The organism is Metapseudomonas otitidis, from assembly GCF_900111835.1.
GTDB lineage: Bacteria > Pseudomonadota > Gammaproteobacteria > Pseudomonadales > Pseudomonadaceae > Metapseudomonas > Metapseudomonas otitidis.
Map to the genome: position 1 here is coordinate 1 of NZ_FOJP01000011.1, position 22,420 is coordinate 22,420.

Sequence of the window (22,420 nt, forward strand, 5' to 3'; positions counted from 1 at the left end):
GTTCCAAGGCATGGTGGTGACCCGGCAAGGCTGGCTTGCCGGAAAGTGTCAACCATGTCTCCGCACACCCGTCAGCTATGTCTCCGGTCCGTACAAACGATTGGAAAAGGGACTCGCCTGGGAAGGCGAAACAGAAAACACCCGCAAAACTCGATAACTGGCTTGGCACTTCGCCGGGGGCATCGGTGCGGCCCTGGGCTGAAGCCCAGGCTACGGGTGCTCCTGGCCGCACGCCCGTGATCGGCTTCAGCCCGGGGAGAGGTGGTTGAGCCGGCGCATCACTCGTCCTCGTCTTCCACCAGCAGTTCCCTGGGCACTTCGCTGCGCAGCATCAGCTGGCATTGCTGGCTGTCGGGGTCGAAGAGGATGACCGCCTGCTTCTTTTCCAGGGCCTTGCGCACGCGGGCGACGCGGGTGTCGAGCGGGGTCTCGTCGCCGTTGTCGGTGCCGTCGCGGGTGACGAAGTCCTCGATCAGCCGGGTCAGGGTCTCGGGTTCCAGCAGGTGGTGGGGGATGAGCATGGGCGGGCCTCGTGGAGCGGGGGCGCGATCGTAGCACCTGCGGGCGTTCAGCTCTCGTCTTCCACGCGCTGGCGCGCCAGGTGGCGGTCCAGGGTGGTGTAGAGCTGGTGGGCGTCGAGGGGCTTGCCGAGGAAGTCGTCCATGCCAGCGGCGGCGCCGGCTTCGCGGTGTTCGTCGAAGATGTGCGCGGTGAGGGCGACGATGGGCACCGGGGCCAGGTGGCGGTTGCGCTCCAGCACGCGGATGCGGCGGGTGGCCTCGAAGCCGTCCATCTCCGGCATTTCGCAGTCCATCAGGATCAGCGAGATGCCCTGCGGGTCGCGCTCGTACTCGGCCACGGCGGCCACGCCGTTGGCCACGGTGCGCACCCGGTAGCCCTGGCGCTTGAGGAAGCCCTGGACCACCAGCTGGTTCACCGGGTTGTCCTCGGCCACCATCACGCAGGGCGCGCGGTCCGCCTCGGGGTGCTGCGGTGCCGGTGCGGGCGCCGGCGTGGCCGGTTGTTCGCGGTACAGGTCGAGCAGGGCCTGGCGCAGCGGCAGCACCGCCAGCGGCTGGGCCATGGCCAGCAGGTGCAGGCCCTCACTGGGGGGCAGGTTCTGGCACTGTTCGGGCGGGCACAGCAGCAGCACGCGCTGTCCCTTGGCGAGGCTGGGTCGCAGGCTGTCGAGCCAATGGGTGACGCTGCCTGGCCAGGGCGCCATGAGCACCAGCAGCGGCGGCACGGCGAAGTCTTCCAGGTAGTCCCGCAGGCGCTCCGGGTCCTGGCAGCGCTCGGTGCGCATGCCCCAGCGGCCCAGCAGGCGGCCGAGGGTGTCGAGGCCGAGGCCGTCGAGGGAGGTGAGCAGGGCGGTGCGGCCGTTCAGCAGGGCCGGCAGCTCGTCGGTTTCCTCCACGGCCTGCAGGGGCAGGTCGAAGGAGAACCGGGTGCCCTGGCCGGGGGTGCTCTGCACTTCGATGCGGCCGCCCATCATCTCCACCAGTTCCTTGCTGATGGCCAGGCCCAGGCCGCTGCCGCCGTAGCGGCGGGTGGTGCTGGAGTCGCCCTGGGCGAAGGAGTCGAACAGCTGGGAAAGGGATTCGGTGCGGATGCCGATGCCGCTGTCGCTGATGGCGAACACCAGGCGCGGTTCGCCCAGGCTGTTGTTGCGGCGGCTGACGTTGAGGGCGACGTGGCCTTCGGCGGTGAACTTGAGGGCGTTGCTCAGCAGGTTCATGAGGATCTGCTTGAGCCGCGTGGGGTCGCCCTGGACCCGCCGGGGTACGCCGTTCTCCAGGCTGACGTAGAGGCGCAGGCGCTTGTCCAGGGCCTGGGCGGTGAACAGGCTGAGGGCGTCGGAGACCAGTTGCTCCAGGTCGAACTCGATGTGCTCCAGGGTCAGCTTGCCGGACTCGATGCGGGCGTAGTCGAGGATGTCGTTGATCACGGCCATGAGCGCGGTCCCCGAGCTGGAGATGGTGTCGACGTAGAAGCGCTGGGTACGGTCCAGCGAGGTTTCCTTCAGCAGGTGCAACATGCCCAGCACGCCGTTGAGCGGGGTGCGGATCTCGTGGCTCATCTTGGCCAGGAAGCGGCTCTTGGCGCGGCTCTCGACGTGGGCCTGCTCGGCGGCCTGGCGCGAGCGGTAGCCTTCTTCCTTGAGGGTGTTGATGCGGTCGGCGAGGCCGATGGAGAGGGTGATCAGTTCGATGGTGACGCCGATCTTCACCGCCGTGGCGCCGAAGATGCCCAGCACCTCCACGCCCAGGGAGCCGGTGGTGGCCTGGATGAAGGCGAACAGCATGATCCCCCAGGCCAGGGTGTAGTAGGAGCCGTAGCGCACACCGCGCCGCCAGACGTAGACGCCGGTGGCCAGCAGCAGCAGGGACACCGCCGAGACGGTGAGGCTGGCGAGGATGTTCCAGGCCGCCAGGCCCACCAGCGGGGCGGAGGCGAAGGCCAGCAGGGTGAACAGCATGGCGCCGCGCAGGCAGTTGTCCAGGCGCGGGAAGTAGGCGCGGGCGTGGAGGAAGTGGCGGCTGAACTGCACGGCCGTGAGGCAGTGCAGGTACATGAGGATGTAGATGCTCACCGACTGCAGCGCGACGTGTTCGGGCAGCAGCTTGAACAGCATGCCGTCGAAGCAGGCGGCGAGCAGGCCGACGTTGAGGTTGTAGGCCAGGTACCAGAGGTAGGCGGACTCGCGCAGCGAGAGGTAGAGGAACAGGTTGTAGAAGAACATGGCGAACAGCACGCCGTAGAAGGCGCCGTTGAACCCCATGAAGTTCTCCTGGGCGGCGGCGCTGGCGCCGTAGGTGCTGAAGAACAGCGGCAGGAACAGCGTGCTGGTGCTCTCCACCCGCAGCAGCACGGTGCTGACCCCCGGCTGCACCTCCAGGGGGAACCAGAAGTTGCGCACCTGCACCGGGCGCTGGGCGAAGGCGAAGCTGTCGCCGGTTTCCTGCTCGCTGACACGGCCGTCGGGGCCGTAGACGTAGAGGCGGATGTGGTCCAGCAGCGGGTAGTTGACTTCCAGGTAGCCGGCCACCGGGTGGGGGCGGCTGTTGACCAGGCGGACCTTGAACCACCACACCGAGGCGTTCTTGCCCAGGTTGGCGTGCTCGCCGTGGACGGGGGTGAAGGCCTCGTCGGGCAGCTGGCGCACCCGCTCGGCGCCGAGGCTGCCGTCGGGGTCTTCGACATAGGCGGCGAAGGGGCTCAGGGACAGGCGTAGTTCATCACGGTCGAGGGGGGCGCCCTGCAGCGCCCAGACCGGTCCGATGACGCACAGGAGCAGAAGCGCCAGACAGAGGCGAGGCATCCGTTGACCTCGTAGTTGTTATCGCCCGTGGCCTGGCACTTTGCCCGTATGCGCGATGGCCTTCAAGCGTCGTTTTCGCCCTTGCCGAGGAGGCTGCCGACCGTCGGTACGCGGGTGTCGTTCTCCATCTGCGCGCTGTGCTCCAGCTGGTGGCTGAACGGCTCCAGGGAGTGCTGCGCGGTGTTGGCGTCGCTGGCGAACACCGGCGGGCTCATGAGGTAGGCGCCGAGCAGGCGGGCCATGGCCTCCAGGCTGTCGATGTGGGTGCGCTCGTAGCCGTGGGTGGCGTCGCAGCCGAAGGCCAGGAGGGCGGCGCGGGTGTCGTGGCCGGCGGCGATCGCCGACTGCGCGTCGCTGTGGTAGTAGCGGAACAGGTCGCGACGAACTGCCACGGCGTTCTGCTCGGCCAGCTTCAGCAGGTGCCGGGAGAGGTGGTAGTCGTAGGGGCCGGAGGAGTCCTGCATGGCGACGCTGACGGCGTGTTCGCTGGAGTGCTGGCCGGGCGCGACGGGGGCGATGTCGATGCCGACGAATTCGCTGACGTCCCAGGGCAGGGCACCGGCGGACCCGGAGCCGATCTCCTCGGTGATGGTGAACAGCGGGTGGCAGTCGATGGGCGGCACCAGCCGCGCCTCGCGGATGCCCTTGAGGGCGGTGAGCAGGGCGGCGACGCCGGCCTTGTCGTCCAGGTGGCGGGCGCTGATGTGGCCGCTCTCGGTGAACTCCGGCAGTGGGTCGAAGGCGACGAAATCACCGATGGACACCCCCAGGGACTCGCAGTCGGCGCGGGTCGAGCTGTAGGCGTCCAGACGCAGCTCCACGTGGTCCCAACTGATGGGCATGCTGTCCACCTCGGTGTTGAAGGCGTGGCCGGAGGCCAGCAGCGGCAGCACGCTGCCGCGGATCACCCCGGTTTCGGTGAACACGCTGACCCGGCTGCCCTCGGCGAAGCGGCTGGACCAGCAGCCCACCGGGGCGAGGGCCAGGCGGCCGTTGTCCTTCACCTGGCGGACGATGGCGCCGATGGTGTCCAGGTGCGCGGCCACGGCGCGGTCGGGGCTGTTCTGGCGGCCGGCGAGGGTGGCGCGGATGGTGCCCCGGCGGGTCAGTTCGAAGGGGATGCCCAGCTCATCCAGGCGTTCGGCGACGTAGCGCACGATGGTGTCGGTGAAACCGGTGGGGCTGGGGATGGCGAGCATCTCCAGCAGCACCTTCTGCAGGTAGGCGAGGTCGGGATCGGGAAGGGTCTGGCTCATGGTGGCTCCTCTGTGGGGCATGCGGGCCGGGGCGCCGGTGGGGGCCTGCGCCCGGCACGATCAGGGGGTGCCCGGTTGGCGGCTGAGCGGGAACAGCAGGTCGACGAAGCGTTCGGCGGTGGGTTGCGGCTGGTGGTTGGCCAGGCCGACCCGTTCGTTGGCTTCGATGAAGACGTAGTCGGGCTGGTCGGCGGCGGGCACCAGCAGGTCCAGCCCCACCACGGGGATGTCCAGCGCGCGGGCGGCGCGCAGGGCGGCATCGGCCAGGGTCGGGTGGAGCACGCCGGTGACGTCCTCCAGGGTGCCGCCGGTGTGCAGGTTGGCGGTGCGGCGCACGGCCAGGCGCTGGCCGGCGGGCAGCACGTCGTCGTAGCCGTGCCCGGCGTCGCGCAGGGTGCGCTCGGTCTCCGCGTCCAGCGGGATGCGGCTCTCGCCGCCGGTGGCGGCCTGGCGTCGGCGGCTCTGGGCTTGGATCAGGGTGCGGATGCTGCGCTGGCCGTCGCCGACCACTTCGGCCGGGCGGCGCAGGGCGGCGGCCACCACCTCGAAGCCGATCACCACGATGCGCAGGTCCATCCCTTCGTGGCAGCTTTCCAACAGCACGCGGCTGTCGTAGCGACGGGCTTCGGCGATGGCGGCTTCGACGTCCTCGATGCGGCGCAGGCCGACGGCGACGCCCTGGCCCTGTTCGCCATCCACCGGCTTGACCACCAGGGTGCCGTGCTCGGCGAGGAACGCGGCGTTCTCCTCGCGGCTGCCGGCCAGGCGCTGGGCGGGGAGGTTGAGGCCGGCGCGGGCGAGGGCGCGGTGGGTGAGGGTCTTGTCCTGGCAGAGGGTCATGCTCACGGCGCTGGTCAGGTCCGACAGCGACTCGCGGCAACGCACGCTGCGGCCACCCTGGCTGAGGGTGAAGAGGCCGGCGGCGGCATCGTCCACGCGCACCTCGATGCCGCGCCGGTGGGCCTCGTCGACGATGATGCGGGCGTAGGGGTTGAGGGTCTGCTCCGGGCCGGGGCCGAGGAACAGCGGCTGGTTGATGCCGTTCTTGCGCTTGATGGCGAAGGTGGGCAGGTCACGGAAGCCGAGCTTGGCGTAGAGCGCCTTGGCCTGGCGGTTGTCGTGCAGCACCGAGAGATCCAGGTAGGCCAGGCCCCGGCTCATGAAGTGCTCCACCAGGTGCCGCACCAGCGCCTCGCCCACGCCGGGGCGGGCGCATTGCGGGTCCACGGCCAGGCACCAGAGGCTGGAGCCGCCTTCCGGGTCGTGGAAGGCCTTGCGGTGGTTGAGGCCCATCACGCTGCCCACCACCTGGCCGCTGGCGGAGTCCTCCGCCAGCCAGTAGACCGGACCGCCCAGGTGGCGCGGGGTGATGGCGGCCGGGTCCACGGGGAGCATGCCGCGGCTGCGGTAGAGCTGGTTGATGGCCTGCCAGTCCTCGTCGCTGTGGGCCCGGCGGATGCGGAAGCCACGGAAGGCGCGGCGCGCCGGGCGGTAGTCGGTGAACCACAGGCGCAGGGTGTCGGAGGGGTCGAGGAACAGCTGCTGCGGTGCCTGGGCCAGCACCTGCTGGGGCGCGGCGACGTAGAGGGCGATGTCGCGCTCGCCGGGGCTTTCCGCCAGCAGCTCCCGGGCCAGGCTGGCCGGGTCGGCATAGGTGTGGCCGAGCAGCAGGCGGCCCCAGCCGCAGTGCAGCATCTGCACCGGGTCTTCCGGGGGCGTCTGGTGTTCTTCCGCCAGGCGTGCCTGCAGGCGCTCGTAGGAGGGGGCCTGGCCGCGCATCAGGCGCTGGCTGTGCAGGTAGGGCTGGCCGGTGTGGGCTTTCATGTCGTTCAGATTCCCTGTTCGTTGAGCCAGAGGTTGAGGGCCGCCAGTTGCCACAGGCGCGAGCCGCGCAGCGGGGTGAGGTCCTCCTCGGGGTGGGCCAGCAGCCGTTCCAGGCTGGCGCGGTTGAACAGCCCGCGGTCGTTGCCGCCTTCCAGCAGCAGCTCGCGAACCCAGTCGCGGGTGCGGCCCTGCAGGTGCTTGAGGCCGGGCACCGGGAAGTAGCCCTTGGGCCGGTCGATCACGGCGTGGGGGATGACCTGGCGGGCCACCTCCTTGAGCACCTGCTTGCCGCCGTCGCCCAGCTTGAAGCGCGACGGGATGCGTGCCGACAGCTCGGCCACGCGGTAGTCGAGGAACGGCACGCGGGCTTCCAGGCCCCAGGCCATGGTCATGTTGTCGACCCGCTTCACCGGGTCGTCCACCAGCATCACGGTGCTGTCCAGGCGCAAGGCCTTGTCCACCGGGTCGTCGGCGCCGGGGCGGGCGAAGTGTTCGCGGACGAACTCGCCGGCCAGGTCGCCGGTCTGCCAGGCCGGCATCACCGTGTCGCGGTACTCGGCGTGGCTACGGTCGAAGAAGGCGTTGCGGTAGGTGGCGAACGGATCGCGGCTGTCCACCAGCGGCGGGTACCAGTGGTAGCCGCCGAACAGTTCATCCGCACCCTGGCCGCTCTGCACCACCTTGCAGTGCCGGGACACCTCGCGGGAAAGCAGGTAGAAGGCGATGCAGTCATGGCTGACCATCGGCTCGCTCATGGCGCGGAAGGCCGCCGGCAACTGCTCGATGATCTCGTGCTCGCCGATGCGCAACTGGTGGTGGCGGGTGCCGTAGTGGCGGGCGATGAGGTCGGAGTACTCGAACTCGTCGCCGCGCTCGCCCCCGGCGTCCTGGAAGCCGATGGAGAAGGTCAGCAGGTCCTTCACGCCGGCTTCGGCCAGCAGGCCCACCAGCAGGCTGGAATCCACCCCGCCCGAGAGCAGCACGCCGACGTCGCGGGCGGCGCGTTGGCGGATGGACACGGCCTCGCGCAGGCTCGCCAGCAGGCGGTCGCGCCAGTCCGCCAGTTCCAGCCCGGCCTCGTCGGCATCGTGGCCGTAGGCGAGGCTCCACCAGGTGGCCTGGTCGCGGTTGCCCTGGGCGTCGACCATCAGCCAGGTGGCGGGCGGCAGCTTCTCGATGCCCTTGACCAGGGTGCGCGGCGCCGGTACCACGGCGTGGAAGCTGAGGTAGTGGTTCAGCGCCTCGGGGTCGAGGCTGCCGTCGATGTCGCCGCCCTTGAGCAGGGCCGGGAGGCTGGAGGCGAAGCGCAGGCGCTCGCCGGTGCAGGATAGGTACAGCGGCTTGATGCCGAGGCGGTCGCGGGCGAGGAACAGGCGCTGGCTGCCGGGCTCCCAGATCGCCAGGGCGAACATGCCGTTGAGGCGCGGCAGCATGTCCTTGCCCCAGGCATGCCAGGCCTTGGCCAGCACCTCGGTGTCGCCGCTGGAGCGGAAGTGGTAGCCCTGCGCCTGCAGCTCTTCGCGCAGCTCGGGAAAGTTGTAGATCGCGCCGTTGAAGCTGATGGCCAGCCCCAGATCGGGCTCGACCATGGGTTGGGCGGAGCCGTCGGACAGGTCCATGATCTTCAGCCGACGGTGGCCGAGGGCGACCGGTCCCTGGCTGTGGAAGCCCCAGGCATCCGGCCCGCGCGGGGCCATGTGGTGGGTGATGCGTTCGACCGCAGCCAGGTCGGCGGGTCGGTTATCGAAACGTAGTTCTCCAGAAATGCCGCACATAGTTCCTTACCGGTGTGTCCGTTGGGGAGGGTGCACCGCGAGGGTGCATAGAGGTCCGACAGGGGTATGTGCGATCGGTTCAGATCGATTGGTTATAAACGGGCAGGCACGAACCCTCGCGCCGATGGCCGGGGCGGCGCATCGGGGCGAAGGCGGAACGGGACGGGCGGGAACGCGGGGGCGTCATTGCCCCCTGATCAACCGGCGCAGCAGGAAGCGGTTGGGGTGGCAGGCTTCGGCGACGTCGCGGGGGAGGGGCAGGGGTTCGTCGTCGAGCCAGGCGGCGAGCAGTTCGCCGGCCAGGGGGGCGGTGATCAGGCCGCGGGAGCCGTGGCCGCTGTTGAGGTAGAGCCCGTCGAGCCAGGGGGCGGGGGTGTCCGGCACCTGGCGGGCGTCGCGGGCGAGGACGGCGTAGGCCTCGGCGAAGGCGTCGGCGTCGCACAGGGGGCCCACCAGGGGCAGGTAGTCCGGGGTGGTGCAGCGGAAGGCGGCGCGGCCCTGGAGCTGCTCCGGGTCCAGTTGGTCGACGTGCAGGCGGGTGCCGAGGTCGGTGGAGATTTCCCGCAGCAGGTCGAGGTTGCCGGCGTGTTCGGCGGCGGTGGGGGCCAGGTCCTGGCTGTGGAAGTCGAAGCTGGCGCCGAGGGTGTGCTCGCCGTGGCGCACCGGGGCGACATAGCCCTCGGCGCAGACCACCGTGGCCAGCGCGGCGCTGGCGGGGGTGGCGGGCAGGCGGGTGATCTGCCCGCGGATGCGCTTGAGCGGCATGCCGGTGGTCTGCGGGAAGCGCAGCACTTCGGCAGCACCGGCCAGCACCACCACGGGCGCCTCGGCCAGCACGGCGTCTCCGGCGCGGGCCTGCCAGGTGCCGTCCTGGCGCACCAGCTCCAGGGCTTCCCGGTGCAGGGCGTGTTCGATGCCCGGTTGGGCGGCGAGCCAGCGGCACAGCGCTGGCGGGTGGACCCAGCCGGCCTCGGGGTAGAACAGGCCGCCAGCGGGGAGGGCGATGCCGGCCAGGGCTTGTGCCTCGGCCTGGTCCAGCGCGCGCAGCAGCCCGCTGGGGAAGGCCCGGGCGAGGGCAGCCTGGCGTTCGCGCTCCTTGTCTTCGAAGGCCAGCTGCAGCACGCCGCAGGCTTGCCAGTCCTCATTGGCCTGCAGGTGTTCGAGCAGGCGCCGGGTGTGCCCGAAACCGCTGACGATGAGCCGCGACAGGGCTGTGCCGTGGGCCGACAGCTTGAGGTAGAGCACGCCTTGGGGGTTGCCGGAGGCTTCCTCGGCCAGGCCGGCGTGGCGCTCCAGCAGGGTGACCTGCCAGCCGCGCGCGGCCAGGCTGGTCGCACTGGCGCAGCCGGCCAGCCCGCCGCCGATCACCAGCGCGCGGCGCGGTCCCTGGTGGGCCGGCGGGCGGGCGTACCAGGGGCGTTCGGCGGCGACCGGCGCGGCGTTGTAGCGGCCCCGGGTCATGTGCCACTTCTTTCCGAAGCCTGGGGTGCGCTTGATGTCGAAGCCCACCGCCTGGAGGCCGCGACGGACGAAGCCGGCGCTGGTGAAGGTGGCCAGTGTGGCGCCGGGTGCGCTGAGGCGGGCGAGCTGGGTGAACAGCTCGGGCGACCACATCTGCGGGTTCTTGGCCGGTGCGAAGCCGTCGAGGAACCAGGCGTCGATGCGCGCGTCCAGTTGCGGCAGGCATTCCAGGGCGTCGCCCACCAGCAGGGTCAGCACCACGCGGCCGCCGTCCAGCAGCAGGCGCTGGAAGCCGGGGTTGATGGCGCGGTACTGCTGCAGCAGTTCATCGCCGAGGGGGGCAAGGGACGGCCACAGCGCCAGGGCGCGTGCCAGGTCGGCATGGGCGAGGGGGAATTTCTCCACGCTGACGAAGTGCAGGCGGGCGCTGGCCGGGGCCTGCTCGCGGAACAGCTGCCAGGCGCAGAGGAAGTTCAGGCCGGTGCCGAAGCCGGTCTCGCCGATGACCAGGCGACCGCCCTCGGGCAGCGCGGCGAAGCGCTCCGGCAGCTGGTTGCCGTCGAGGAATACATGGCGGGTCTCGGCCATGCCGGATTCGGGGGAGAAGTAGACGTCGCCGAACTCGCGGGACAGTGGCTGACCCTGCTCGTCCCAGTCGAGCAGGGCGTGATGGAAGTCGGACATGGGGCGCCCCGGTTGTAACGAAGCGCGCATGGTAGCCGATCGCATCGGCGCGGTGCGCTGCGGCAGGTCGACGCCTGCCTCGACATCACTCCGGGGCGAACAGCTGCTGCACCACGGAGAAGTCCTGGCGGCCCTTGCCCTGCTTGAGCAGCAGGCGGTAGAGCTGCAGCGCCAGGGCGCCCATGGGGGTGCTGCTGGCGCTGCGGCCGGCGGCCTCCTGGGCCAGGCCGAGGTCCTTGGCCATCAGTTCGGCCATGAAGCCGCCCTGGTAGCCGTTGCTGGCGGGGGCGTTGGGCATCACACCCGGCCAGGGGTTGTAGCGCTCCAGCACCCAGTTGCCGCCGGAGCTCTGGCGCATGATCTCGGCCAGCACGGCGGGGTCGAGCTGGTTGGCGACGCCGAGGGCCATGGCTTCGGCGGTGGCGATCATCTGCACGGCGAGCACCTGGTTGTTGCACACCTTGGCCACCTGGCCGGCGCCGGCCGGGCCGGCGTGGAACAGGTTGCGCCCCATCAGCGCCAGCAGCGGGCGGGCCCGCTCCAGGGCCTCGGCCTCGCCGCCGATCATGAAGGTGAGGGTGCCGGCGGCGGCGCCGGCGGTGCCGCCGGAGACCGGCGCATCGAGCAGGGCGATTCCGCGTTCATGGGCGGCGGCATGCACGCGCCGGGCGGCCTCGGGGGCGATGGTGGAGCACTCCAGCACCAGGGTGCCGGCGGGCAGCCTGGCCAGCAGGCCGTCGTCGCCCAGGTAGAGGCCTTCGACGTGGTGGCTGGCGGGCAGCATGCTGACCACCACCTCGGCGCCCTGGACGGCATCCCGGGCATCCACGGCGGCCTTGGCCCCTTCGGTCACCAGTTGATCCATGGCGGCGCGGACCAGGTCGAAGACCTGCAGCGCATGGCCGCCCTTGATGAGGTTGCGGGCCATGGGCAGGCCCATGTTGCCGAGACCGATGAAGGCGATTGTTGTCATTGTCGTGCTCCTTGGGTCGCGTGGGAGGGGGTTAGAGGTCCGCCAGGGGGTGATCGCCCTCCCAGGTGGGCTCGAAGTGGGCTTCGATCACGTTGCGCGGCACGCTGTCCACGCTCGGCCAGTGCCAGCGCGGGGCGTTGTCCTTGTCGATCAGGCGGGCGCGCACGCCTTCGGGGAATTCCGGGTGGCGGCAGCAGTTCAGGCTCATGGCGTATTCCATGCGGAACACCTCGGCCAGGGAGCGGTGGCGGGCGCGGCGGATCTGCTCCCAGACCAGGTGCCCGGTGAGCGGGCAGCCGGCGACCAGGGTGCGGGCGGCGCGGGCCAGCAGGGCATCTTCGTCATGCTGCAGGGCGGCGATGGCGTGCCAGGCGGCGGGCAGTTCGGCCACGTCCAGCAGGTCATCGAGGCGGGCCCGGCGCGGCAGCCACTGGGCTTCGGGCAGCTGCGGGCGGGCGCCGGCTTCCAGGGCCCGCAGCAGGCTGGTGAGCTGGGCGCCGCTGTGTTCGCGCCAGTTGAGCTGGGCGAGGCCGTCCAGCAGGGCGTCCTGCTGGTCGTCCAGCAGGAAGCGGTCGGCCAGGCCCAGGTCCAGCGCGTCACGGGCGTTGATGCCGCTGGCGGTGAGGCCGAGGAACAGGCCCAGGCGCCCGGGCAGGCGGGCGAGGAACCAGCTGCCGCCGACGTCGGGGTAGAGGCCGATGTTCACCTCCGGCATGCCCAGCCGGCTGGAGGGGGTGACGATGCGGATCGCCGCGCCCTGCATCAGGCCCATGCCGCCGCCCAGCACGTGGCCGTGGGCCCAGCAGATGAGCGGCTTGGGGTAGGTGTGCAGGCGGTGGTCGAGGCGGTATTCGTCGGCGAAGAAGCGCGCCGCCAGCGGTGGCACTTCGCCGGGGTGCTCGCGGCAGGCTTCCGCCAGCCGGCGCACGTCGCCGCCGGCGCAGAAGGCCTTGGGCCCGCTGCCGCGCAGCAGCACGCAGACCAGGTCCGGGTCGTTGGCCCAGGCGTCGAGGCGGGATTCCAGCGCTTCGATCATCGGCAGGCTGAGGGCGTTGAGGCTGGCCTCGGCGTCCAGGGTGGCGATGCCGATGCGCGCGCCGTCGCGGCCGTGGCGCTCTTCGAATTTCACGTTCATGGCATCGCTCTCACTGGTTGCGCCACTTGGGTTCGCGCTTTTCGAGGAAGGCGTTGACGCCTTCGCGGGTGTCCTCGGCGTCGAACAGGTCGACGAAGCGCTCGCGCTCCTCGGGCAGCCAGGTGTTCGGGGCGCGTTCGCGGGCGCCCTGGATCAGCGGCTTGATGGTGCGCACCGCCACCGGGCTCTGGCGGGCGACCTTGGCCGCCAGCAGCAGGGCGGTGCCACGGGCTTCGCCGCTGTCCACCACCTGCTCCACCAGGCCGATGCGCTGGGCGGTGTCGGCGTCGATGCGCTCGCCGCAGAGGATCATGCGCTTGGCCCAGCCTTCGCCCACCAGCCAGGACAGTGCCTGGGTGCCGCCGGCGCAGGGCAGCAGGCCGACGGTGGCCTCGGGCAGGGCCATCTGCGCATGGCGCTCGGCGATGCGGATGTCGCAGGCCAGGGCGCACTCTAGGCCGCCGCCCATGGCGTAGCCGTTGATGGCGGCGATGGACACGCCACGGAAGTCGCGCAGGGCTTCGAAGGCTTCGCCGAAGCGCCGGGCCATTTCCCGGGCGCGGGCCTTGTCGCCGTCGGCGAACATGTTTAGGTCGGCGCCGGCGCTGAAGAACTTGGGCCCCTGACCGGTCACCACCAGGGCGTAGATGGCGTCGTCGCGGTTGAGGTGCTCCACCAGTTGCTTGAGGCCGATGAGGGATTCGCGGTCCCAGGTGTTGGCCGGCGGGTTGTTGATGGTGAGTAGGGCGGTGTGGCCGTGCTTCTCCACGGTGAGCTTGTGGGTGAGGTCGAAGACGCCGGTCTTGTAGGGTTCGACTGCGGTGCTCATGTGCATCTCCTTAACGCATTCGTCATAGCAGGCGGTCGAGTGTGCCGCCCTGTTCCAGTAAACGGCGCGCCGTGATGACGCGCATGATCTCGTTGGTGCCTTCGAGGATCTGGTGCACGCGGGTGTCGCGCACCCAGCGCTCCAGAGGGTAGTCGTTCAGATAGCCGTAGCCGCCATGAAGTTGCAGGGCCTGGTTGCACACCTCGAAGCACTGGTCGGTGGCGAAGCGCTTGGCCATGGCGCAGTAGAGGCTGGCCTCGGGGTGGCGCTGGTCCAGGCGGTGGGCGGCCAGGCGCACCATCTGCCGGCTGGCGGTGAGGTCGGTGAGCATATCGGCGAGCTTGAACTGCAGGGCCTGGAAGCTGGCCAGGGGCTTGCCGAACTGCCGGCGCTCCTCGACGTAGCGCAGGCTCTGTTCCAGCGCGGCCTGGGCGGCGCCGAGGGAGCAGCTGGCGATGTTCAGGCGGCCGCCGTCGAGGCCCTTCATGGCGTAGACGAACCCTTCGCCCTCGGGGCCGATGCGGTGGCTGGCGGGGATGCGCACGCCGTCGAAGGCGATGGTGCGGGTGGGCTGGGCGCGCCAGCCCATCTTGTCTTCGTTGCGGCCGTAGCGGATGCCTTCGGCGTCGGCCGGCACCAGGAAGCAGGAGATGCCCTTGGCGCCGTCTTCGCCGGTGCGCGCCATGACGATCAGCACCTGGGTGCTGCCGGCGCCGGAGATGAAGCACTTGCTGCCGTCCAGCACATAGTGCTCGCCGTCGCGCCGGGCGCGGGTGCGCAGGTGGGCGGCGTCGGAGCCGGTGTCGGGCTCGGTGAGGCAGTAGGAGGCCAGCAGCCGGCCGTCCAGCAGGCCCGGCAGCCACTGGGCCTTGAGCGCGGCGTCGCCGAAGGAGGCGAGCATCCAGGTGGCCATGTTGTGGATGGTGAGGTAGGCGGTGGTGGCCACGCAGCCGGCGGCCAGTTGCTCGAAGATCAGCGCGGCGGAGAGCCGCGAGAGCCCGAGGCCGCCGTCGTCCTCGGCGATGTACAGCCCCAGGTAGCCCTGTTCGGCGGCCCGGCGGATGACCTCCACCGGGAAGTGGTGCTCGCGGTCCCAGTCGGCGGCGTGGGGGGCCAGCTCCCGCGCGGCGAAGGCGCGGGCGCTGTCGGTCAGCAGGCGTTGTTCATCGCTGAGGTCGAAATCCATGGCGTCTCACTGCAGGGTCGGGGGTTTGCCGGCGGCCCGCCGTTCGGCCTGCCAGTCGGCTTCGCTGGGAAGCGCGGCGCTGGCGTCGAGGCGGTCGACGATCTCGAAGTAGTCCTGCTTGAGCGGGTCCTTGAACACCTCGTCGCGGTGCTTGACCCGGACGGCGTAGACCGTCTGCAGGTTCTGGTGGTCGAAGGCGCGCCACTGCTGCTCGCCCTTGAGCAGGCTGTAGCGGTGGCCTTCGAGGGCCTTGATCAGGGCTTCGCTGTCGAGGCTGTTGCTGCGGCGCGCGGCATCGGCCCATTGCTGGACGATGCTGTAGGCCGAGGCGGCGGAGCTGGAGGGGTACATGCCGTAGCGGGTCTTGAACGCTTCGACGAAGGCCTGGCCGCGTTCGGACTTCTCCAGGGCGGGGACGCGCCATGTCCAGGGTTCGGTGCCGATCACGCCCTGCATGAGGTCGGGGCCAGCCTGCTCGACGATGCTCTGGGTGAGGTTGGGCGCGACGATCTGCATGCGCTCGGTCAGGCCCAGGTCGCGGGCGATGCGCATGGCGCGCACCAGGTCTTCGCCGAACAGCACCAGGGCCAGCACCTGGGCGTCGCTGGCGGCGGCCTGGGCGAGGGCGTCGCGGTAGTCACTGAGGCGGGCGCCGGGGAAGGGCACGCGCACGCCGGGGTGGCCGGCGCTGTCCTGGCTGTTGGTGGCCTTGCGCAGCGAGGCTTCGGTGGTCTGCCCCCAGGTGTAGTCGGCGGTGACGTAGAAGTAGCGTTTGCCGGGCAGGGTCTTGCTCAGGTACTGGCCCAGCACGCCGGCGCTCATCCAGGCGTTGTTGCACTCGCGGAACAGGTAGCGGTGGCCGTTCTTGCCGGTGGTGTCGTTGGAGTAGGTGAGGGTGCCGAAGTACAGCAGGCCGCGCTCGCGGGCCCGTTCGCCGGAGGCGATGGCCACCGCGCTGGAGGCGCCGCCGAAGAGCATGGCGGCGCCTTCGTCGGCGAGCTTGTCGACGTTCTTCACGGCCTTTTCCGGGCGTGAGGCGGTGTCCTTGGCGGACAGCCGCAGGGTGCGGCCGAGCACGCCGCCCGCTGCGTTGATCTCGTCGATGGCCAGCAACGCGCCTCGCATCTGGGCCAGTCCCTCTTCCTTGTACGAGCCGGTGCGCGGGTAGTTGAGGCCGAGGGTGATGGGCTCGGCAGCCTGCGCACAGGCGGTGATCCCGGCCCAGAGGGCCAGGGTGGCAGTCAAACGGCGCATGGGGGTTCCTCCTTGTTGTTGTGGAGGAACCTTTTACGCCGGTCCCGGGTGGGTTGAGATTCTCTTTTCGTCTAACAGAGACCCGTCCGAGTCACTTTAGCTGGATGGTCATGTTCGGGCCGCTCACCGGGCTGTCGTCGAACCACCGGGTGGTGACGGTCTTGGTCTCGGTGTAGAAGCGCACCGCCTGCTTGCCGTAGGCGTGCAGGTCGCCGTAGAAGGAACCCTTCCAGCCGGTGAAGGAGAAGAACGGCAGCGGCACCGGGATGGGTACGTTGATGCCCACCTGGCCCACTTCCACGGCGTGCTGGAAGTGCCGCGCGGCGCCGCCGGAGCGGGTGAACAGGCTGGTGCCGTTGCCGTAGGGGCTGGCGTTGACCAGGGCGATGGCCTCGTCGAGGGTGTCCACCTCCACGCAGGCCAGCACCGGGCCGAAGATTTCCTCGCGGTACAGGCCCATGCGCGGGGTGACGCCGCGGAACAAGGTGGGGCCGAGCCAGTTGCCGTCGGGGTAGCCGGGCACTTCGCAGTGGGAGCCGTCGAGCAGGCATTCGGCGCCTTCGGCCTTGCCCTCGGCGATCAGCCGCAGCACGCGCTGGCGGGCCTGCTGGCTGATCAGCGGGCCGTAGGCGGCCTGGGGGTCGCTCCAGTGGCCGGGGCGCAGCTGGGCCATCTGCTCGGCCAGTTCGCCGATCCATTCCCGCGCCTGGCCGACGAAGACGGCGACGCTGATGGCCATGCAGCGCTGGCCGGCGGCGCCGCAGCTGGCGCCGATGAGGTTGCTCAGGGTCTGTTCCTTGTTGGCATCGGGGAGGATCACCATGTGGTTCTTGGCCCCGGCGAAGGCCTGCACGCGCTTCATGTGCGCGGTGCCGGTGCGGTACACGTGCTGGCCGACCGGCACCGAGCCGACGAAGGAGATGGCGCGCACCTCGGGGTGGGTGAGCAGGGCATCCACCTGTTCGCGGCCGCCGTGCAGCACCTGCAGCACGCCCTTGGGCGCGCCGGCTTCGAGGAACAGCTCGGCGAGGCGGTTGGGGGTCAGCGGGTCCTGCTCGGAGGGCTTGAGGATGAAGGTGTTGCCGCAGGCGATGGCCAGAGGAAACATCCACAGCGGGATCATCGCCGGGAAGTTGAAGGGGGTGATGCCGACGCACACGCCCAAAGGCTGGATCCAGCTGGCGGTGTCGATCTCGCGGGCAACGTTCTCCACCGTCTCGCCCATCATCAGGCTGGCCACGTTGGCGGCGTGCTCGGCCACCTCGATGCCGCGCCAGACGTCGCCCTTGGCGTCGGCGAAGGTCTTGCCGGTCTCGCTGGCCAGCAGCTCGGCCAGTTCGTCGTGGTGCTCCTTGAGCAGGTGCTGGTAGCGCAGCATCAGGCGGGCACGTTCCGGGACGGGGACTTCGCGCCAGGTGAGGAAGGCGTCGCGGGCGCTGGCCACGGCGGCTTCGATCTCCTCGGCGGTGGCGCGGGGCGCCAGTGCCAGCACGGCCTGGGTGGCGGGATCGGTGACTTCGATCAGCTCGCGGGCGCGGCTCTCGCGCCATTGGCCATCGATCAGCTGGGGAATCGTCCTGCTCATGCTTGCCTCCGCCCGTCCTCGGGCCCTTTGTTGTTCTGTGTGCCGTTTATAGCGGGGCGCCGGGCGCTTGTGGATTGACGATCTTGGCGCTGGGATGGACGATCTTGGCATTGCTGGCCACCACAAGAACAACCATGAGCCGCTCCGTGGAAACCTCCAACTGGCCGCTGCCGGCCGATGGCATCCGCCTGATCACGCCGCCCCGCCTGCGTCGCTTGCTGGCCCGCCACCCCTTGGCCGCCGGCTGCTACCCGCTGGCGCTGGGCTATTACCCGGACGCCGCGGGGCACCGCATGCTGCGCCTGGCCCCGGACGACCACCTGCTGATCTACTGCCGTGCCGGGCAAGGCTGGCTGGAGACCGGGGATGGACGATTCGACGTGGCAGGCGGGGACCTGCTGGTGCTGCCCAAGGGCCGCATGCACGCCTATGGCGCCGACCTGCAGCGCCCGTGGAGCATCTACTGGGTGCACTTCGAGGGGGAGCTGGCTGCGGATTTCCTGCGCTTTCTCGGCGAACCGGGCCTGCGTCGCATCGGTGCCCAGCCGCGCCTGCTGGCGGACTTCGACGGGCTGCTGGGGCTGCGCAAGCAGGGCCTGAACCCCAGGCACCATGTGCATGCGGCCCACCAGTTGCAGGCGCTGCTGACGTCGCTGGCGGTGCTGCCGGCGCGGGGTTTTCTCAAGTCCGGGCGGGTGCTGGACGTGGACGCGGTGCAGGCGGTGATGCGTGCGCACCTGCACGAGCAGCTGAACCTCGACCAGTTGGCGGCGCAGTTCAAGCTCTCGCGCTTCCACTTCGCCAAGACCTACCGTGCCCTGACCGGCCACGCGCCGATCCAGGATTTCATCCAGCTGAAGATGGCCCACGCCTGCCGCCTGCTGGACGAGGGCACCCTGGGGGTGCGGCAGATCGCCGAGCAGCTGGGCTACGAGGACGCCTATTACTTCTCCCGCCTGTTCCGCAAGGTGGTGGGCATGGCGCCCAGCCATTACCGGGCGCTGCACCTGGGGTGACGGGCCCTGGGTGTGGCCCGGTGCCTGAAACCGGGCAGGCGGCGCGGCATAATGCGCGCCCCGGCCCCGGACCCTTCCCATGCGCAAACCGCTTTCCCTCTATCACCCCTGGCTCTACGCGTTGCGCGTCTGGCAGCGGCGCCTGGCGCGTGGGCTCTACTGGCGCCTGTCGTCCCGGCGGTTGGGGCGGGTAGCGGATGCGCGCCTGCCGTACCGCTACATCCGCCACACGTCCAAGCTGATCCGCCGGCTGGGCGACAGCGACCTGGCGCTGCAGCACAACAAGGTGATCAACCTGCGCCTGGCGGTGGCGTGCATGGACGGGGTGGTGATCGGCCCGGGGGAGTATTTCTCCTTCTGCCAGTTGCTCGGCCGGCCCACGGCACGGCGCGGGTTCGTCGAGGGCATGGAGCTGTCGTTCGGCGAGGCGCGTTCCGGCATTGGCGGCGGGGTGTGCCAGTTGAGCAACCTGATCCACTGGATGGCGCTGCACTCGCCGCTGCGGGTGGTGGAGCGGGCCAACCACAGTTTCGACCCCTTCCCGGACGAGGGGCGGGTGCTGCCGTTCGGCTCCGGGGCGGCGATCTTCTACAACTACATCGACCTGGTGCTGCACAACCCCACCGACCAGGCCTTCCAGCTGTCGCTGAAGGTGGCCGAGCACCAACTGGAGGGGTTGCTGCTGTGCGCGGCGCCCCGGCCGTTCCGCTACCACGTCTACCAGCGCGGGCACCGCTTCATCCGCGAGGGGAGCGAGGTGCTGCGCCTCAACGAGATCTGGCGGGATGTGCGCGAGAAGGGCCAGGAGGGACGGCTGGTGGCCAGCGAGTGCCTCTATCGCAACCGCGTACGGGTGAAGTACGCGGTGGACGAGGCACTGCTGGAGCCCGGCTAGGGGCGGGCGCCCAGGGTTTCGGCGCGGCGCAGCCAGGCTTGGCGCTGCTCCTCGGTGGAGGTACGCACCGGGGCGAACTCCGCCAGGTGGCGGGTGCGGATGCCGCAGAAGCCGAGGATGGTGCGCTTCATCTGCCGGTGCCCGGGGGCGCCGTAGACCCAGCGGAAGTACCAGGGTGGCGTGTCGAGGGTCACCAGCAGGTCGGCGGTGCGGCCCTGCAGCAGCTTGTCCCAGCTGCGCGGGCCCCGGTAGCGGAAGGCGAAGCCGGGCAGCAGCACGCGGTCGAGGAAGCCCTTGAGCAGGGCCGGCACGCCGCCCCACCAGACCGGGTAGACGAACACCAGGTGCTGGGCCCAGTGGATCTGCCGCTGGGCTTCGAGCAGGTCCGGCTCCAGGGGCTGGTTCTGGTCGTAGCCCTGGCGCAGCACCGGGTCGAAGGCCATCTCGCTGAGCTTTAGCACCCGCACCACATGGCCTTCGCCACGGGCGCCCTGGGCATAGGCGTCGCCCAGGGCGCCGCACAGGCTGTTGTCCTTGGGCGAGCCGAGGATCATCAGGATGCGCTTGCCGTCGCCTTCCAGCGGGGTGGCACCGTGCTTGGCGGAGTCAACCATGCTGGCCGGCCTCCAGCATGGTTTCCGGGCGTACCCAGGCGTCGAAGTCGGCTTCGCTCACCAGCCCGAGGGCCAGCGCCGCTTCACGCAGGGTGGTGCCTTCGGCGTAGGCCTTCTTGGCGATCTGCGCGGCCTTGTCGTAGCCGATGTGGGGGTTGAGGGCGGTCACCAGCATCAGACCGCGCTCCAGGTGCTCGGCCATGCGCGCGGCGTCGGGCTCCATGCCGGCCACGCAGTGGCGCTGGAAGTTGCGTGAGCCATCGGCCAGCAGGCGGATGGACTGCAGGATGTTGTGGGCGATCACCGGCTTGAACACGTTGAGCTGCAGGTGCCCGTGGCTGGCGGCGAGGCTGATGGTGGTGTCGTTGCCGATCACCTGGCAGGCGAGCATGGAGAGCGCCTCGCACTGGGTCGGGTTGACCTTGCCGGGCATGATCGAGCTGCCCGGCTCGTTGGCCGGCAGCCTGACTTCCGCCAGGCCGCCCCGGGGGCCGGAACCCAGCAGGCGCAGGTCGTTGGCGATCTTCATCAGGGCCACGGCGAGGGTCTTGAGTGCGCCGGAGAGGGCCACCAGCGGCTCGTGCCCGGCGAGGGCAGCGAACTTGTTGGGCGCGGAGACGAAGGGCAGCCCGGCCAGTGCCGCCAGTTCCGCCGCCATGGCTTCGGCGAAACCGTGGGGGGCATTGAGCCCGGTGCCGACGGCGGTGCCGCCCTGGGCCAGTTGGTAGACCGCTGGCAGGGCATTGCGGATGGCGCGCTCGGCGTAGTCCAGCTGGGCGACGAAGGCGGATAGCTCCTGGCCGAAGGTGATGGGCGTGGCGTCCATCAGGTGGGTGCGCCCGGTCTTCACCAGGCGGGCATGACGCGCGGCCTGCTCGGCCAGGCCGCCGGTCAGCTCGGCCAGCGCCGGCAGCAGGTCGCGGTGGATGGCCTGGGCCACGGCGATGTGCATGGCGGTGGGGAAGCTGTCGTTGGAACTCTGGGCGTGGTTGACGTGGTCGTTGGGGTGCACCGGGCTCTTGCCGCCCCGTGGGCCGCCGGCCAGTTCGTTGGCGCGGCCGGCGATCACTTCGTTGACGTTCATGTTGCTCTGGGTGCCGCTGCCGGTCTGCCACACCACCAGGGGGAACTGGTCGTCGTGCTGGTGGGCGAGGACTTCGTCGGCGGCCTGTTCGATCAGGCGGGCGATGTCCGGGCTGATGCCGCCATTGCGGCCGTTGACCCGGGCGGCGGCCTTCTTCACCAGGGCCAGGGCATGCACCACGGGGAGGGGCATGCGTTCCTCGCCGATGGCGAAGTTTTCCAGCGAGCGCTGGGTCTGGGCGCCCCAGTAGGCGTCTTCGGCGACGCTGACGGGGCCCAGGCTGTCGGTTTCGGTTCGGCTCATTGCGCGGCTCCAGGTTCGGTTTTTCCGCAGTTTAGGCCGCGCCGGAGCCCTTGGGTTCAACGCCTGGGGGATGGATTACCAGCGCGCGCGGGTATGGCCTACCCAGCCCAGGGCGTTGTCCACGGGGACGCGCTCGCCCGTGGGGCTGAGCAGCACCCCGTCGAAGCGCCCGAACCACTGGCGTGTGTCGGCGTAGAGCGGGCCCAGGCGCGGGTTGGCCTGGTGCAGCTGGCGCGGGGTGAAGGTGAGGCGCACGCGCTCGCAGTCGCTGCTCAGCTGCCAGGGGGACAGGCCGTTCTCCGGGCCTTGCCGGAGGTGCACCGGACCGTTGAGGCGCGACAGTTCGCCACCGAACCACAGGGCGTTCTCCGTCTCGCCACTGGCGTCCGTCCAGCCCGCACCGAAGTTGCCGGCGATACCGCCGACGGTGGCGAAGGCGGCGCGGGTCCAGTGGCTGTTCAGCGGCCAGACGCCCCGGCCGAAGTCGAGGGCGGCGAAGCTCTGCCCCGGCATGCACGGGTACTGCCGGCGACCCAGGCGCAGGCTGCCGGTGACCGGCAGGCCGAGTTGGCGGGTGCTGGCGTGGAAGCCGCCGTTGGCGAAGGGGGCGACCAGGTTGACCGAGTCCAGGTGCGCCGGGCGCTGCACGTCGAGGGTCGCCTGCAGCGGCTGGCCGCCGATGTCCGGCACGGCGACGCTGATGCGGGCGCGGCCGGGGAGTTCGTCCACCTGCAGGTGCAGGCGCGGGTGCTCGAAGCCGTGGCTGGCCACCGGCACATCGGGCAGGTGGCAGCCGTGGGCGAGGGCGCGCAGCTGGGAGTGGGTCACGGCGCGGCCGGTTTCCAGGTCGAGGAAGTAGGCGGCGCAGTAGCCGATGTAGTCGAGGTCGGCGAGGGTGACGGAGAGCATCCAGCCGGGGGTGGTGATGCACCAGTGGTTCCAGCGCTTGCGCCGGCCGAAGTGCCCGGGGATGGCGCAATCCAGCTGTGGTCGCTCGGACCAGCCGATGGCCGATGGCTCCAGGCGGCCACGGGCGTCGCACAGGGGCTGTCGTTCGGCGGGGGCCGGGATGGGGCGGGTCATTCAGGGTCCCTGTGGGCAGCTGTCTTCCGTGGGGCGGGGAACATTACGCGCACACGGCGGCCCAAGCTGGGGTGCCGTTCACGGTGTTGTCATCGGTGGGGCGCAAGGATGCCCAGCGCACTGGCAGCCGGCAAGTGCCCG

General features: G+C 70.3%; 17 protein-coding genes. 2 read left to right on the top strand and 15 right to left on the bottom strand.

Features of this window, described 5'->3' with window-relative positions:
* Positions 1-278 precede the first annotated feature (278 nt).
* The 12 genes from BM198_RS15125 to BM198_RS15180 form a co-directional block, all read right to left on the bottom strand.
* Positions 279-521, bottom strand: coding sequence for a YheU family protein (locus BM198_RS15125; RefSeq protein WP_044406564.1), 243 nt, complete (start codon positions 519-521; stop codon positions 279-281).
* Between the two features lie 47 nt (positions 522-568).
* The gene (locus BM198_RS15130) at positions 569-3,322 is read right to left on the bottom strand and encodes a hybrid sensor histidine kinase/response regulator (RefSeq protein WP_074971005.1); all 2,754 of its coding nucleotides are present in this window, start codon (positions 3,320-3,322) and stop codon (positions 569-571) included.
* Positions 3,323-3,384: 62 nt separating this feature from the next.
* Entirely contained in the window at positions 3,385-4,578 is a 1,194-nt protein-coding gene (locus BM198_RS15135; RefSeq protein ID WP_044406570.1) for an osmoprotectant NAGGN system M42 family peptidase, read from the bottom strand.
* A 60-nt stretch (positions 4,579-4,638) separates the two neighbouring features.
* Entirely contained in the window at positions 4,639-6,402 is a 1,764-nt protein-coding gene (gene ngg, locus BM198_RS15140; protein WP_074971007.1) for an N-acetylglutaminylglutamine synthetase, read from the bottom strand.
* 5 nt (positions 6,403-6,407) lie between these two features.
* A complete protein-coding gene (locus BM198_RS15145) occupies positions 6,408-8,177 on the bottom strand; it encodes an N-acetylglutaminylglutamine amidotransferase (protein ID WP_074971009.1) in 1,770 nt (589 codons plus the stop codon).
* Between the two features lie 183 nt (positions 8,178-8,360).
* Complete coding sequence (gene mnmC / locus BM198_RS15150) at positions 8,361-10,322, bottom strand: bifunctional tRNA (5-methylaminomethyl-2-thiouridine)(34)-methyltransferase MnmC2/FAD-dependent 5-carboxymethylaminomethyl-2-thiouridine(34) oxidoreductase MnmC1 (protein ID WP_074971011.1); 1,962 nt, start codon at positions 10,320-10,322, stop codon at positions 8,361-8,363.
* Between the two features lie 85 nt (positions 10,323-10,407).
* Entirely contained in the window at positions 10,408-11,295 is an 888-nt protein-coding gene (gene mmsB / locus BM198_RS15155; protein WP_074971014.1) for a 3-hydroxyisobutyrate dehydrogenase, read from the bottom strand.
* A gap of 31 nt (positions 11,296-11,326) precedes the next feature.
* A complete protein-coding gene (locus BM198_RS15160; RefSeq protein WP_074971016.1) occupies positions 11,327-12,430 on the bottom strand; it encodes an enoyl-CoA hydratase/isomerase family protein in 1,104 nt (367 codons plus the stop codon).
* A 10-nt stretch (positions 12,431-12,440) separates the two neighbouring features.
* Complete coding sequence (locus BM198_RS15165; protein WP_044406587.1) at positions 12,441-13,259, bottom strand: enoyl-CoA hydratase; 819 nt, start codon at positions 13,257-13,259, stop codon at positions 12,441-12,443.
* Between the two features lie 22 nt (positions 13,260-13,281).
* Positions 13,282-14,445, bottom strand: coding sequence for an isobutyryl-CoA dehydrogenase (locus BM198_RS15170; protein ID WP_074971018.1), 1,164 nt, complete (start codon positions 14,443-14,445; stop codon positions 13,282-13,284).
* Positions 14,446-14,451: 6 nt separating this feature from the next.
* Positions 14,452-15,699 (bottom strand): ABC transporter substrate-binding protein, encoded by a 1,248-nt coding sequence (locus tag BM198_RS15175; RefSeq protein WP_074971020.1) that lies wholly within the window; start codon positions 15,697-15,699, stop codon positions 14,452-14,454.
* Positions 15,700-15,790: 91 nt separating this feature from the next.
* Positions 15,791-17,284 (bottom strand): CoA-acylating methylmalonate-semialdehyde dehydrogenase, encoded by a 1,494-nt coding sequence (locus tag BM198_RS15180; protein ID WP_044406594.1) that lies wholly within the window; start codon positions 17,282-17,284, stop codon positions 15,791-15,793.
* A gap of 134 nt (positions 17,285-17,418) precedes the next feature.
* Between BM198_RS15180 and BM198_RS15185 the strand changes: the two genes are divergently transcribed.
* Both BM198_RS15185 and BM198_RS15190 read left to right on the top strand, forming a co-directional pair.
* Positions 17,419-18,300: an AraC family transcriptional regulator gene (locus tag BM198_RS15185; protein ID WP_074971022.1), complete on the top strand. Its 882-nt coding sequence runs from the start codon at positions 17,419-17,421 to the stop codon at positions 18,298-18,300.
* A gap of 79 nt (positions 18,301-18,379) precedes the next feature.
* Positions 18,380-19,195 (top strand): VanW family protein, encoded by an 816-nt coding sequence (locus tag BM198_RS15190; RefSeq protein WP_074971024.1) that lies wholly within the window; start codon positions 18,380-18,382, stop codon positions 19,193-19,195.
* On the opposite strand, the gene BM198_RS15195 is transcribed toward BM198_RS15190, so the two are convergent.
* From BM198_RS15195 to BM198_RS15205, 3 genes are all read right to left on the bottom strand, one after another.
* A complete protein-coding gene (locus tag BM198_RS15195; protein ID WP_044406603.1) occupies positions 19,192-19,809 on the bottom strand; it encodes an NAD(P)H-dependent oxidoreductase in 618 nt (205 codons plus the stop codon). The genes BM198_RS15190 and BM198_RS15195 overlap by 4 nt on opposite strands.
* On the bottom strand, positions 19,802-21,196 hold the full coding sequence (locus BM198_RS15200) for a class II fumarate hydratase (RefSeq protein ID WP_044406606.1): 1,395 nt from the start codon (positions 21,194-21,196) through the stop codon (positions 19,802-19,804). The genes BM198_RS15195 and BM198_RS15200 overlap by 8 nt, the downstream gene beginning before the upstream one ends.
* Before the next feature lie 75 nt (positions 21,197-21,271).
* The gene (locus BM198_RS15205; protein ID WP_074971026.1) at positions 21,272-22,279 is read right to left on the bottom strand and encodes a DUF2804 domain-containing protein; all 1,008 of its coding nucleotides are present in this window, start codon (positions 22,277-22,279) and stop codon (positions 21,272-21,274) included.
* Between the last annotated feature and the right edge of the window lie 141 nt (positions 22,280-22,420).